This window comes from Paraburkholderia sp. Clong3, assembly GCF_050436485.1.
In the GTDB taxonomy this organism is placed as follows: Bacteria; Pseudomonadota; Gammaproteobacteria; order Burkholderiales; family Burkholderiaceae; genus Paraburkholderia; species Paraburkholderia tuberum.
Map to the genome: position 1 here is coordinate 3,208,954 of NZ_JBNDMH010000002.1, position 12,808 is coordinate 3,221,761.

Annotated in this window: 8 protein-coding genes, 1 pseudogene and 2 riboswitches; of the genes and pseudogenes, 1 reads left to right on the top strand and 8 read right to left on the bottom strand. The window is 65.6% G+C overall.

Translation table 11 applies throughout. The features are described 5' to 3' along the window. Positions 1-11: 11 nt before the first annotated feature. Positions 12-1,160, top strand: coding sequence for a branched-chain amino acid ABC transporter substrate-binding protein (locus tag OKW30_RS18865; protein ID WP_429347349.1), 1,149 nt, complete (start codon positions 12-14; stop codon positions 1,158-1,160). 95 nt (positions 1,161-1,255) lie between these two features. On the opposite strand, the gene OKW30_RS18870 is transcribed toward OKW30_RS18865, so the two are convergent. From OKW30_RS18870 to OKW30_RS18905, 8 genes and pseudogenes are all read right to left on the bottom strand, one after another. Next, positions 1,256-3,001, bottom strand: coding sequence for a thiamine pyrophosphate-binding protein (locus tag OKW30_RS18870; RefSeq protein WP_429347350.1), 1,746 nt, complete (start codon positions 2,999-3,001; stop codon positions 1,256-1,258). A gap of 238 nt (positions 3,002-3,239) precedes the next feature. Continuing rightward, positions 3,240-4,628, bottom strand: coding sequence for an L-serine ammonia-lyase (locus OKW30_RS18875; RefSeq protein ID WP_429347351.1), 1,389 nt, complete (start codon positions 4,626-4,628; stop codon positions 3,240-3,242). 29 nt (positions 4,629-4,657) lie between these two features. Then, the gene (locus OKW30_RS18880; protein WP_184069833.1) at positions 4,658-5,788 is read right to left on the bottom strand and encodes an alginate lyase family protein; all 1,131 of its coding nucleotides are present in this window, start codon (positions 5,786-5,788) and stop codon (positions 4,658-4,660) included. A 139-nt stretch (positions 5,789-5,927) separates the two neighbouring features. Then, a complete protein-coding gene (gene gcvP, locus OKW30_RS18885) occupies positions 5,928-8,864 on the bottom strand; it encodes an aminomethyl-transferring glycine dehydrogenase (RefSeq protein ID WP_429347352.1) in 2,937 nt (978 codons plus the stop codon). A 68-nt stretch (positions 8,865-8,932) separates the two neighbouring features. Beyond that, positions 8,933-9,313 carry a glycine cleavage system protein GcvH gene (gene gcvH, locus OKW30_RS18890; protein WP_090802422.1) on the bottom strand — a complete coding sequence of 127 codons (381 nt, stop codon included), beginning with the start codon at positions 9,311-9,313 and terminating at the stop codon, positions 8,933-8,935. A 59-nt stretch (positions 9,314-9,372) separates the two neighbouring features. Then, positions 9,373-10,488: a glycine cleavage system aminomethyltransferase GcvT gene (gene gcvT / locus OKW30_RS18895; RefSeq protein ID WP_184069829.1), complete on the bottom strand. Its 1,116-nt coding sequence runs from the start codon at positions 10,486-10,488 to the stop codon at positions 9,373-9,375. Positions 10,489-10,568: 80 nt separating this feature from the next. After that, a riboswitch (glycine riboswitch) is annotated at positions 10,569-10,729 on the bottom strand. Positions 10,730-10,750: 21 nt separating this feature from the next. Next, positions 10,751-10,852: riboswitch (glycine riboswitch) on the bottom strand. A 219-nt stretch (positions 10,853-11,071) separates the two neighbouring features. Then, the gene (locus OKW30_RS18900; protein WP_018418835.1) at positions 11,072-11,422 is read right to left on the bottom strand and encodes a hypothetical protein; all 351 of its coding nucleotides are present in this window, start codon (positions 11,420-11,422) and stop codon (positions 11,072-11,074) included. 218 nt (positions 11,423-11,640) lie between these two features. Next, positions 11,641-12,691 (bottom strand): annotated as a pseudogene (locus OKW30_RS18905) (oxidoreductase). Positions 12,692-12,808 lie beyond the last annotated feature (117 nt).

The window sequence follows — 12,808 nt, forward strand, 5'->3', positions numbered from 1 at the left end:
AAGGAGAAGCTATGCAACACAAAATGAAACAGCTGGCAGGCGCAGCTCTGGTTGCCGCCATGTCGCTGGCGGGGACGGCCAACGCTCAATCGACGGAAGACGTGAAGATCGGTTTCGCCGGTCCGATGACGGGCGCACAGGCGCACTATGGCAAGGACTTCCAGAACGGCATCACGCTCGCGGTCGAAGAGTTCAACGCGACGAAGCCGGTGATCGGCGGCAAGCCGGTTCGCATCGTGCTCGACTCGGCCGACGACCAGGCCGACCCACGCACCGGCACGACGGTCGCGCAAAAGCTCGTGGATGACGGCATCAAGGGCATGCTGGGCCACTTCAACTCGGGCACGACGATTCCGGCCTCGCGCATCTACGCGAACGCGGGCATTCCGCAGATCGCGATGGCGACGGCGCCGGAATACACGCAGCAGGGCTTCAAGACCACCTTCCGCATGATGACGTCCGACACGCAGCAAGGCTCGGTCGCTGGCACGTTCGCGGTGAAGAACCTCGGCATGAAGAAGATCGCGATCGTCGACGATCGCACCGCTTACGGCCAGGGTCTTGCGGATCAGTTCGAGAAGGCTGCGAAGGAGGCAGGCGCGACGATCGTCGATCGTGAATACACGAACGACAAGGCCGTCGACTTCAAGTCGATCCTGACCAAGCTGAAGTCGTCGAACCCGGATCTGATCTATTACGGCGGCGCGGATTCGCAAGCAGCACCGATGGTCAAGCAGATGAAGCAACTCGGCGTGAAGGCGCCGCTGATGGGCGGCGAAATGGTCCACACGCCGACCTTCATCAAGCTCGCCGGCGATGCGGCGAACGGCACGGTGGCTTCGCTCGCCGGTCTGCCGCTCGAAGAAATGCCGGGCGGCAAGGCATACGTCGAGAAGTACAAGGCGCGCTTCAACGAAGACGTGCAAACGTACTCGCCGTACGCGTTCGATGGCGCGATGGCGATGTTCACCGCGATGAAGAACGCGAACTCGACCGATCCTGCCAAGTACCTGCCGGTGCTCGCCAAGACGTCGAAGCCGGCCGTGACGTCGGCCAACCTCGCGTACGACGCGCGCGGCGATCTGAAGAACGGCGGTATCACGCTGTACAAGGTCGTCGATGGCAAGTGGACGACGCTGCAAAGCGTGGGCGGCAAGTAAGTTTTTTGCTGACTACGGTTGATAGAAAACCCCGCTCCGGCGGGGTTTTTTTATGGGCTGCGCATTCGACACGCTGTCAGGCCACGTGGCGATTTTCACTGCCCGCGCATCTTCCTGCCCTGCTCACGAATCATCTCGAGCGTCGCCGCGGGCGTGCTCGCTTCCTGCGGCATGCGAATTTCGATCACGGCCGGCAGCTGCGATTCGATGGCGCGTTGCAACGCCGGCAGAAAATCCCCGGTACGTTCAACGGTTTCGCCATGCGCGCCGAACGATCGCGCGAATGCCGCGAAGTCCGGATTCGTGAGGCCGGTACCATGCACGCGATGCGGATAGTGTCGCTCCTGATGCATGCGGATCGTCCCGAATTGGCTGTTGTTGACGACGATGAACAGCACGCGCAGGTCGTACTGCATCGCTGTCGCGAGCTCCTGCGCGGCCATCATGAAGCAGCCGTCGCCGGCGAGCGCGACCACCGCGCGCTGTGGATACAGCGACTTCGCCGCGAGCGCCGCCGGCACGCCGTAGCCCATCGCGCCGCTCGTCGGCGCGAGCTGAGAACGGAAGTGCCGATACGAGAAATGCCGATGCAGCCACGTCGCGTAATTGCCCGCGCCGTTCGTGAGGATCGCGTCGTCGGGCAAGTGGGCGCGTAACTGCTGGATCACTTCGCCCATCTGCACGTCGCCGGGAATTGGGCGCGGCTCGCGCCAATCCAGATACGCGCGATGCGCTTCCTCAGCGGCACCCGCCCAGGCGAGCCTGCCGGACGGCGACGGTTCCAGTTCCGCAAGCATGGCCGCAAGCTCAGGCATGCCCGAGACGATCGGCAGATCGGCCGCATATACGCGGCCCAGTTCTTCCGCGCCCTGATGCACGTGCACGAGCGTCTGCTTCGTCTTCGGGATGTCGAGCAGCGTGTAGCCGTTGGTCGTCGCTTCGCCGAGGCGCGGACCGAGCGCGAGCAGCAAGTCCGCGTCGCGAATGCGCTGAGCGAGCGCCGGATTGATGCCGAGACCGACGTCGCCCGCGTAGTTCGGATGCTCGTTGTCGAAGGTGTCCTGGAAGCGGAACGCGAGGCCAATCGGCAACTGCCAGTTTTCGATGAAACGCCGCAGGTCCGCGCATGCGGCCGCTGTCCAGCCGCTGCCGCCGGCGATCACCATCGGCCGTTGCGCGCCTTCGAGCAACTCGCGCAGCTTCGCGATCTGCGCGGCCGACGGCGACGCCGCCACGCGGTGATAAGCGGGTGCGCCAGGTACCGCGTCGCACGCATCGCTCAGCACGTCTTCGGGCAGCGCCAGCACGACCGGCCCGGGCCTCCCGGAGGTGGCCGCATGAAACGCATGGCTCAGATATTCGGGGATGCGCTTCGGGTCGTCGATCTGCGCGACCCACTTCGCCATCTGACCGAACATGCGCCGGTAGTCGATCTCCTGAAATGCCTCGCGATCGAGATGTTCGCGCGCGCACTGACCGATCAGCAGAATCATCGGCGTCGAGTCCTGAAACGCAGTGTGAACGCCGATCGACGCATGCGTCGCGCCCGGCCCGCGCGTGACGAGTGCGACACCCGGGCGGCCGGTCAGCTTGCCGAGCGCTTCGGCCATGTTCGCGGCCGCGGCTTCGTGACGGCAGACGACTGTCTGGATGCGCCCGGTTTCGTCGTGCAGCGAATCGAGCACGGCGAGAAAGCTTTCGCCGGGGACGCAGAACACGCGCTCGACGCCGTGTGTGAGCAACGCCTCGACGACGAGGCGCGCGCCGGTCGTGCGTGCGGTATGGGAAGCGATAACGGAATTGGAAGCGGAATGGGAAGCGGGAGCATTCGGCAGCGACATTGCGAAGAAGCCTCCTGGCAGTGCGTGGGTGCGTTGGGATGGAGCCGCATCGGCGGAACGTGCAACAGCGGCCGATGGGCGCTTCGACAGCTTACGCCGAGCACGTGGGCGCTGTCATGGCGCAGCGCAACTGTTCGATCGGCGTGCGCGCAACACGATTGCGCAAATGAAAACGCGAGCCGCAGGGCCCGAGCTTTTCCGATGCGATCGCACGCGATTGAATGCCGCGCTCAGCGACTCAACACTCGACGATATTTACCGCGAGGCCGCCGCGCGACGTTTCCTTGTACTTGGTCTTCATGTCCGCGCCGGTTTCGCGCATCGTCTTGATCACCGAATCGAGCGACACGTAGTGGCTGCCGTCGCCGCGCAACGCCATGCGTGCGGCATTGACCGCCTTCACCGATGCCATCGCATTGCGCTCGATGCACGGAATCTGCACCATGCCGCCGACCGGGTCGCAGGTGAGCCCGAGGTTGTGCTCCATGCCGATTTCCGCGGCGTTCTCGACCTGTTTCGGCGTGCCGCCCATCACGGCGGCCAGCGCGCCCGCGGCCATCGAGCATGCGACGCCGACTTCACCCTGACAGCCCACCTCCGCACCGGAGATCGACGCATTCAGCTTGTACAGGATGCCGATCGCGGCGGCCGTCATCAGGAAGTCGATCACGCCCTGCTCGTTCGCGCCCGGCATGAAGCGCGTGTAGTAATGCAGCACCGCCGGAATGATGCCGGCCGCGCCATTGGTCGGCGCGGTGACGACGCGCCCGCCCGCCGCGTTCTCTTCGTTGACGGCGATCGCGTACAGGTTGATCCAGTCGACCATGGACAGCGGATCCTGCAACGCGCGCTCAGGGTTGCCCGTCAACGCGCGATAGAGCTGCGGCGCGCGCCGCTTCACCTGGAAAGGTCCGGGCAAGTGACCATCGGCATCGGGATTGTTGATGCCGCATCCGCGCGAGACGCATGATTGCATCACGTCCCAGATCTTCAGCAGACCCGCGCGCGTTTCTTCCTCGCTGTGCCAGACGCGCTCGTTTTCCCACATCAGCTGCGCGATGCTCTTGCCGCTCGCCGCACACAGCGCGAGCAATTCGTTGCCGGTGCGGAACGAATGCGGAAGCTGATCGACGGCGCTCAATACCTTCGTGTTCGGCGCGCCGGCCGTCACGACGAAGCCGCCGCCGACCGACAGATAGGTCGACTCGCGCAGCGTTGCCCCTTGCGCATCGAAGGCGAACAGCTTCAGGCCGTTCGGATGCTCGGGCAGCGCCTGACGATAAAACGCGATGTGCTCTTTCTGCACGAAGGGCACCTCGTGCGTGCCGAGCAGCGCGAGTTGGCGCGACGTGCGCACTGCTTCGAGCCGTTGCGCGATCGTCTCGGGATCGACGGTGTCGGGCGCGTCGCCCATCAGGCCCAGCATGACGCCGCGATCGGTGCCGTGTCCCTTGCCGGTCGCGCCGAGCGAGCCGTACAGCTCCGCCTTCACCGATGCGGTGGAAGCGAGCAGCCCGTCGCGCTCGAGTCCCTGGACGAACATCAGCGCCGCGCGCATCGGCCCGACCGTGTGCGAGCTCGACGGACCAATGCCGATTTTGAAGAGATCGAAGACGCTGACTGCCATGTACTGCTCCCTGCCTATAGATAAAGAGTTTAGCGCGCCGGCAGCGGCAAGCACACGGCGAGCCACGCGGGCGGCGTCGGTGCGAGCTGCAGCGCGACTGGCGTAAAGCGTCCATCGAGACGGGCCGCCAGGTGAAACAGTTCCGTCGCGTTCTTCGGATCCCACGGACCCGAATAGCCGGGCAAGCCGGCCTCGCGACGTTTTGCATCGAACGCGACGTTCGAATGCACGAATTCCTCATGCGTCTGAGCGCCGGTAGCAAACGGCACGAGCCAATTCAGCGCGGCGAGCAGCGTCGCGCCGTTCGCGCCCTTCTCCTGCAGCCAGTTGCGGTTGTGGCGGCGCGCGGCGAGCGCGGCCGTCACCAGCGGTTGCAGATCGTAGGTCACGTAGTGCAGCGCATCGCGCTCGCCGAAGTCGATCGTCGAGCCGTCCGGGGCGATGTTGTCGCCGATATGCTCGACGAACAGCCGCTGCGCGGCGTTGATCATCTTGCGGTTGTCGAGTGTGAATGCCGCCATCGCGATCAGCTTGATGCGGTGGCTTTGCCAATTGTTGCGGAACGTGCCCGTGAGCGGCCGCGGCTGCGCGTCGATCTGCCCGATGTAGCCGTTCGCGAGCTTTGTCAGAAACGCCATCGCCGCGTTGCGCGTTTTGACGGGCAACGCGCTCGCGGTCATGTCGTACGCGAGGATCAGACCTTCGAAACGCGTTTCGTCGATCGGATTGAAGCTCGGCTGATAGGTCGTGACCCACGCGTACAGCAGACGGTCGACGAGCTTCAGGAAGCGGTCGTCGCTGGTCGCGCGCCACGCGAGCGCGGCGTCGCGCAGCAGGTCGAGATCCTTCTCCGCTTCGACGCTCTGATCGTAGATGCCCTCGTGCGGCAGCGTGCCCTCGGTGTGCAATTTGGCGAGCGCATGCGGCTGCTCGTTCAGATGTGCCTGCACGTTGGCGACGAGCGCCTTGACGCCGGGGTCGGCATTGGTGCGCTCGCTCGTTTGCAGCGCCGGCGCCGCGCAGAAATTCATCGCGGCCTGCGCCGCGCGCAGCGGCAGCAACGCGGCCGCTGCGGCCAACAGTACCGCGTAAGCGGGCCGCCACGGACGGACGCCTGCCGCCTCGGCCCGGCTTTGCATCAATCGCACCTTTCGCGCCATGCGAAACTCCTCGTTAGGCTGATTCGGTGTGTGATGTTAGCCGGTTGCGGCTTTCAACGACAGGACCGCGGGTGGACCGCTCGCGGACGCCGACGGACCTTCAGAGCGCCGCGCATGACGTCTCGCCGACTCGCACTGCTTACTCGTAATCGGCGATCGGCACGCACGAGCAGAACAGGTTGCGATCGCCGTACACGTTGTCCGCGCGACCGACCGGCGGCCAGTACTTGTTCGCGATCAGCGTCTTCAGCGGGTAGGCGGCGGTCTCGCGCGCATACGCGTGCTTCCAGTCGTCCGAGATCACGACCGCCGCCGTGTGCGGCGCGTGCTTCAGCGGATTGTCCTCGCGGTCCGCGCGGCCTTCCTCGACCGCGCGGATTTCCTCGCGGATCGCGATCATCGCCTCGATGAAGCGGTCGAGCTCTTCCTTCGACTCCGACTCGGTCGGTTCGACCATCAGCGTGCCCGGTACCGGGAAGCTCATCGTCGGCGCGTGGAAGCCATAGTCGGCGAGGCGCTTCGCGACGTCGTCGACGGTGATGCCGCTCGTGTCCTTGAGCGGACGCAGATCGAGAATGCACTCGTGTGCGACGAGGCCGCCGGGGCCCGAGTACAACACCGGATAGTGCGGCGCGAGCTTGTTGGCGACGTAGTTCGCGTTGAGGATCGCGGTTTCGGTCGCGGCGGTCAGGTTCTTCGCGCCCATCATCGCGATGTACATCCACGAGATCGGCAGGATCGACGCCGAGCCGTACGGCGCGGCCGACACCGCGCCGATGCCATCCTCCGAGCGCTGGTAGCCCGACGAAGTCTGGTTCGGCAGGAACTGCGCGAGATGCGCGCCGACCGCGACCGGACCGACGCCCGGTCCGCCGCCGCCGTGCGGAATGCAGAAGGTCTTGTGCAGGTTCAGATGCGAGACGTCGCCGCCGAACTGACCCGGCGCGCACAGGCCGACCATCGCGTTCATGTTCGCGCCGTCCACGTACACCTGGCCGCCGTGCGCATGCACGATCTCGCAGATTTCGCGGACGTTCTGCTCGAACACGCCGTGCGTCGACGGGTACGTGATCATGATCGCCGCGAGCTTATCGGCGTGCTGCGCGGCCTTCTTCTTCAGGTCTTCGATATCGACGTTGCCCTGCGCGTCGCATGCCACGACCACGACCTGCATGCCGGCCATTTGCGCCGACGCCGGGTTCGTGCCGTGCGCCGAAGCGGGAATCAGACAGACATCGCGATGCGCTTCGCCGCGCGACGCGTGATAGGCGTGGATGATCAAAAGACCCGCGTACTCGCCCTGCGAGCCCGCGTTCGGCTGCAGCGACACGGCCGCATAGCCGGTCGCGGCGACCAGCATCTCTTCGAGCTGATCGATCATCTCGCGGTAGCCGACGGTTTGCTCGGTCGGTGCGAACGGATGGATCTGGCCGAACTCGGGCCACGTGACCGGCAGCATTTCCGACGTCGCATTCAGCTTCATCGTGCAGGAGCCGAGCGGGATCATCGAGCGATCGAGCGCGAGGTCCTTGTCCGACAGACTGCGCAGATAGCGCAGCATTTCCGTTTCCGAATGATGACGGTTGAACACGTGATGCGTCAGGTACGCGCTCGTGCGTTCGAGCGCGGCCGGCACCGACGCAGAGTTCGATGCGTTGAGCGCGGTGTCGAGCGCGTCGACTTGCGGCACGTCGCTCGTGAAGGCCGCTTGAGCGAACACCGCGAGCAGGTCGGCCAGATCGTGGCGCGAGGTGGTTTCGTCGATCGACAGGCCGACTTGCGTCGCGCTCACGTGGCGCAGGTTGATGCGCCTGGCCGTCGCCGCGTCGTGCAGCGCTTGCGTGCGTGCGCCGGTATCGAACGTGAGCGTGTCGAAGAAAGTTTCGTTGACGAGCTTATAGCCAAGCTGCTTCGCGCCCTCGGCGAGCAGCGTGGCGATGCGATTGACGCGCAGTGCGATCGTCTTCAGGCCACGCGGGCCGTGATAGACCGCGTACATGCTCGCCATGATCGCGAGCAGCGCCTGCGCGGTGCATACGTTCGAGGTCGCCTTCTCGCGGCGGATGTGCTGCTCGCGCGTTTGCAGCGCGAGACGCAGCGCGGGGTTGCCTTGCGCGTCGACGGTTACGCCGACCAGACGTCCCGGCATTTGCCGCTTGAATTCGTCGCGCACCGCGAGGTACGCGGCATGCGGGCCGCCGAAGCCGACCGGCACGCCGAAACGCTGCGTATTGCCGACCGCGACGTCCGCGCCCCATTCGCCCGGCGGCGTAAGCAGCGTCAGCGCGAGCAGGTCGGCGGCGACGACGACATGGCCGCCCGCCGCGTGGATCGCTTCGGTCAGCGCGCGGTAGTCGCGCACGTCGCCGTTCACGCCCGGGTATTGCAGCAGCACGCCGAATGCGTTGGCGTCGGCGGCTTCAGCGGCCGGGCCGACTTTCACTTCGATGCCGACCGGCGTCGCGCGCGTCTTCACGACTTCGATGGTCTGCGGCAGCACGTCGTCGGCAACGAAGAACACGTTCGACTTCGGTTTGCCGACGCGTTGCAGCAGCGTCATCGCTTCGGCGGCGGCGGTCGCTTCGTCGAGCAGCGATGCATTCGAGATCGCGAGGCCGGTCAGGTCGGTGACCATCTGCTGGAAGTTCAGGAGCGCTTCCAGACGGCCTTGGGAAATTTCAGGCTGGTACGGCGTGTACGCGGTGTACCAAGCCGGATTTTCGAGCACGTTGCGCAGGATCACCGTCGGCGTATGGGCGTTGTAATAGCCTTGGCCGATGTAGGAGCGGAACACCTGGTTCTTGTCCGCGAGCTCGCGCAAGGCGGCGAGCGCTTCGGCTTCGCTCTTCGGTTGCGCGAACGGGCCGAGCGGCAGCGTTTCGGTGCGGCGGATCGTCTTCGGGATGACGGCGTCGATCAATGCCGCGCGCGACGCGAAGCCGAGTGCTTCGAGCATCGCTTGCTGGTCGGCCGTATCCGGGCCGATATGCCGTTCGGCGAAGGCGTCGTGCACTTCGAGCGCGGCGAGCGAGAGAGGAGTGCGGTTCATCAGACGATCCGGGTGTTCGAGCTTCATGGGTGTTCCTGGCGGCGCGGCGCGCCGTTGTGCGAGCGCCGCGCCTGACGGTTAAAACGAAAGGTGACTCAGGCGCCGATCGACTTCGCGTAGGCCTCGGCGTCGAGCAGACGGTCGAGCGACGCATCGGCGGCCGGCTTGATCTTGAACAGCCAGCTGTCGTACGGCGTGCTGTTGACGGTGTCGGGCGAGTCGGCGACGGTCGTGTTCGCCTCGATGACTTCGCCCGAGACCGGCGCGTAGATATCGGAGGCGGCCTTCACCGATTCGATCACGGCGACGGTGTCGCCCGCGGTCACGGACTTGCCGAGTTCCTGGACTTCGAAGAAGACGATGTCGCCGAGCGCTTCCTGCGCGTGGTCGGTGATGCCGACCGTCAGCGTGCCGTCCGCTTCGGTGCGGACCCATTCGTGCGATTCGGTGTATTTCAGTTCGGCCGGGATGCTCATTGGATGCTCCTGAACGGTATGTTCGGTAGTGTTTGAATGTAGGGGCGTGCGCCGGCCGCTTAGACCGCCAGCACCTTGCCGTTGCGCACGAACGGCAGTTTTACCACGCTTGCGGGACAGGCTTTGTCGCGAATCTGGACGTGCACGGTGTCGCCCGGCTGCACGCCCTTCGGCACGCGCGCGAAGGCGATCGATTCCTGCATGGTCGGCGAGAACGTGCCGCTGGTGATTTCGCCGTCGCCGTGCGGCGTGACGACTTTCTGATGCGCGCGCAGCACGCCCGCGGCCTTGCCGTTTTCCTTCAGCAGGATCAGGCCGACGAACGCGGCGCGCGAGCCGTCGGCTTCGAGGCTGCTCTTGCCGACGAACTCGCGCGGCGAGGCCAGGTCGACGGTCCATGCGAGGCCGGCGTCGAGCGGCGAGACATTGTCGTCCATGTCCTGGCCGTACAGGTTCATGCCGGCTTCGAGGCGCAGCGTATCGCGCGCGCCGAGACCGGCCGGGCGCACGCCGTGGGCCGCGAGCGCATTCCACAGCGCTTCGACGTGGGCAGCCGGCACGATGATCTCGAAGCCGTCTTCACCGGTATAGCCGGTGCGCGCGACGGTCAGCTCGCCGAACGGCGTGCCGTCGACGCGCGCGGCGTTGAACGGCTTCAGCGCTTCAGTCGCGGCGCGCGCGGCCGGCACGGTTTGCCAGGCCTTTTCGCGTGCGTTCGGGCCTTGCACGGCGACGATTGCCAGATCGCGGCGCGGCGTGATGGTGAGACCGAAGCCGCCTGCGTTGAGCTGGCCGAACCAGGCGATGTCTTTGTCGGCGGTGCCGGCGTTGACGACCACGCGGAAGTGGTCTTCGGCGAAGTAATAGACGATCAGATCGTCGATCACGCCGCCGTTCGGATTCAGCATGCAGGAGTAGAGCGCGCGGCCCGGCGTTTGCAGCTTCGCGACGTTGTTCGCGAGCGCGTATTCGAACAACGCGCGGACGCGCTCGCCGGTGAAGTCGACCACGCACATGTGGGACACGTCGAACATGCCGGCGTCGGTGCGCACCGCGCGATGTTCCTCGATCTGCGAGCCGTAGTTGACGGGCATGTCCCAGCCGCCGAAGTCGACCATGCGAGCATTGAGCGCGCGGTGAGCGGCGTGGAGCGGGGTGTGTTTGAGTTCGGTCATGGGGCCTCGGGCATCTCGCGAAACAAAAAAGGCCATGCGGCGCACTGCCTCGCGGCCGTGTGCCTGCGAGCGTGGTTCTGCATGACCCCTCTGTCCTCGATACCTGAGAGATTGCGCCGCCGCGACTGGCTCAATGAGCTCGATCCGTCACGGTGAAACGCGCGCCCCTTCGGTGGGCAGCCTGCCTGCGGTGCACGAGGTGCGACGCGGATGGCTACTGCCGCTCTCCAGAGTGCGAAAAAGCCGCCGGAAGACGGGTTTTTCGACGCGGTCGGTCCTTTTGCCTGAGAGTTTGCGGGTGTGCCCCTTCGGCGGCGCGGCCTGCGATTTTTCGCCTGCCAGCACGCTCTCCCGACGCGTGCGGCGAATTTACGCGACGGGCCGGGGCTTGTCAAATAAAGGCCCGGGAGCGGTGTGGGGCCGGCTGTGGCTGTTCGGGGGCGTCAAAAAGAAAAGCGCGGACCGTGGTGCCCGCGCTTTTCAGTTGCTTCTCCCGGTGCCATCCGTGACCGCACGATGAGCGGTAGTGGGGGCTCACCTGGTGGCTCGTTTGCCGATTCGGTTTGCCCACTTGCTCGCTGACTCACTCGCCGATCGCATGAGCCGCATTGTCCAGTTCCTGATTCAGCACGCGCTGTTCTTCCGCGGACAAACCGCCGCCATGCTGGGCGGCCATGTCATGCGCTTCCTGGCGGATCGTCTCGAGACGGTGATGCAGCGCGGCGCCTTGCGGCGGCGGGTAATAGCCCTGATTCACGCGGTTATCGATACGGTGCGCGAGATTGTCGATGCGGCCGTCGACCTGATGCAGACGCTGGTCCGCGATCTGCTGCGGAGTCGGGCCCGGATGCGGCGCCGGCGGGGGCGTTACCACGCAGGCGGCGACGGAGCCGAGCAGCGCGCATGCAACAAGGGCACGGATGATTCGAGACATGGATTCTCCCGGAGTCGTTGTCGTGTTGGATTGCTACCTCATTAGCAACGGCTGACGAAGAACGCCCGCTGACCTGGCAGCGGGCGAATTTGTAACGTTATGTTCCTTTCCGGAGCGTCAGGAAAGCCCGCGCCGACAGCCTTCGCGGCGCTAAAGGCGGTCCCGTTTTTGGTACACAGATCGTGGTGGCGCGGTGTCGACGCGCAGCGGGGCGGGGTTCAGCGAATGCGCTCGAACGGCAGTCGCACGCCCTGCTCGGAACTGCGCGCGGCCAGGTCGATGATCGTCATCACGTCGACCGCGTCGCGCGTACTGATCGGAAATGCGACGCCGTTCTGGATCGCGTCGGTCAACGCAATATAGAAGCCTGCGTACTCGCCGTTGCGGGTCGGCAATTCGCACTCGACTTCCTCGTCGCCTTCGAGCACGCGCAGCACGCCGGGGCTGTTGCCGGCGCCGAAGCCTGCGTCGCCGGGGCGCAGGCCCGCTTTCAGCTGATCTTCCTGGGTGTCGAGGCCGTACTTCACGTAGCTGCCGCGCGTGCCGTGGATAGCAAAGCGCGCTCCCGGCAATGCGGTCAACGCGCTTGCGTGCAGCACGACCTCGAACTCGTCGTAGCCGAGCTGGATGTGCACGTAGTCGGGTGCACTTGGCGTCGTCGCGATGGGTGCGCACCGTCGCCGATACGGTCCGCGGCGCGCCGAAGAGGGCGAGCGCCTGGTCGATCAGATGCGGACCGAGATCGAATAGCAGACCGCCGCCGCGCGTCACGTCTTCGCGCCAGCGCTGACGCACGCCCGGCCGGAAGCGGTCGAAATGCGATTCGTACTGCGTGACGCGACCCAGTTCCACGCGCGCGAGCAGATCGCGCACGGTCAGAAAATCGCCATCCCAGCGGCGGTTGTGAAAGGGCGCGAACAGCTTGCCGCGCGCGAGCGCGATATTGGCAAGCGTGTGGGCGTCGGCGGCGCTCAGCGTGACAGGCTTGTCGACGACCACGTGCTTGCCGGCTTCGAGGGTGCGGCGCGCGAGGTCGAAGTGGGTGTCGTTGGGCGTCGCGATCACGACGCAGTCGAGGTCGTCGAGCGCGAGCAGCGCGTCGAGATCGGCGACGATTTTCGCGTGCGGATAGTCGGCGTGCGCGCGCTCGGATTGCCCGGTCGCAATCGCGGCGACCCTCGCGCGTCCGCAGTGTTCGATCACTGGTGCGTGAAACGTCGCGCCGGCGAAGCCGTAGCCCATCAATCCAATTTTCAGCGATGCGGACATGCGAGTCTTCCTGGAGGAGCGGCGCGCCGCCTTGCCACCGCGGCGGCGGCGCGCAATCTCATCATTGTGGCATTTGTGGGCTGGACTGGGGGCTGAGCATGACGGCCGGCCTTGCGC

Excerpts from the sequence above, each read along its gene's own strand:
- OKW30_RS18880 (WP_184069833.1), bottom strand. The coding sequence starts at position 5,788 with ATGGCGCGAAAGGTGCGATTGATGCAAAGCCGGGCCGAGGCGGCAGGC.
- gcvH (WP_090802422.1), bottom strand. The coding sequence starts at position 9,313 with ATGAGCATCCCGGCCGAACTGAAATACACCGAATCGCACGAATGGGTC.
- OKW30_RS18875 (WP_429347351.1), bottom strand. The coding sequence starts at position 4,628 with ATGGCAGTCAGCGTCTTCGATCTCTTCAAAATCGGCATTGGTCCGTCG.
- gcvP (WP_429347352.1), bottom strand. The coding sequence starts at position 8,864 with ATGAAGCTCGAACACCCGGATCGTCTGATGAACCGCACTCCTCTCTCG.
- gcvT (WP_184069829.1), bottom strand. The coding sequence starts at position 10,488 with ATGACCGAACTCAAACACACCCCGCTCCACGCCGCTCACCGCGCGCTC.
- OKW30_RS18865 (WP_429347349.1), top strand. The coding sequence starts at position 12 with ATGCAACACAAAATGAAACAGCTGGCAGGCGCAGCTCTGGTTGCCGCC.
- OKW30_RS18870 (WP_429347350.1), bottom strand. The coding sequence starts at position 3,001 with ATGTCGCTGCCGAATGCTCCCGCTTCCCATTCCGCTTCCAATTCCGTT.
- OKW30_RS18900 (WP_018418835.1), bottom strand. The coding sequence starts at position 11,422 with ATGTCTCGAATCATCCGTGCCCTTGTTGCATGCGCGCTGCTCGGCTCC.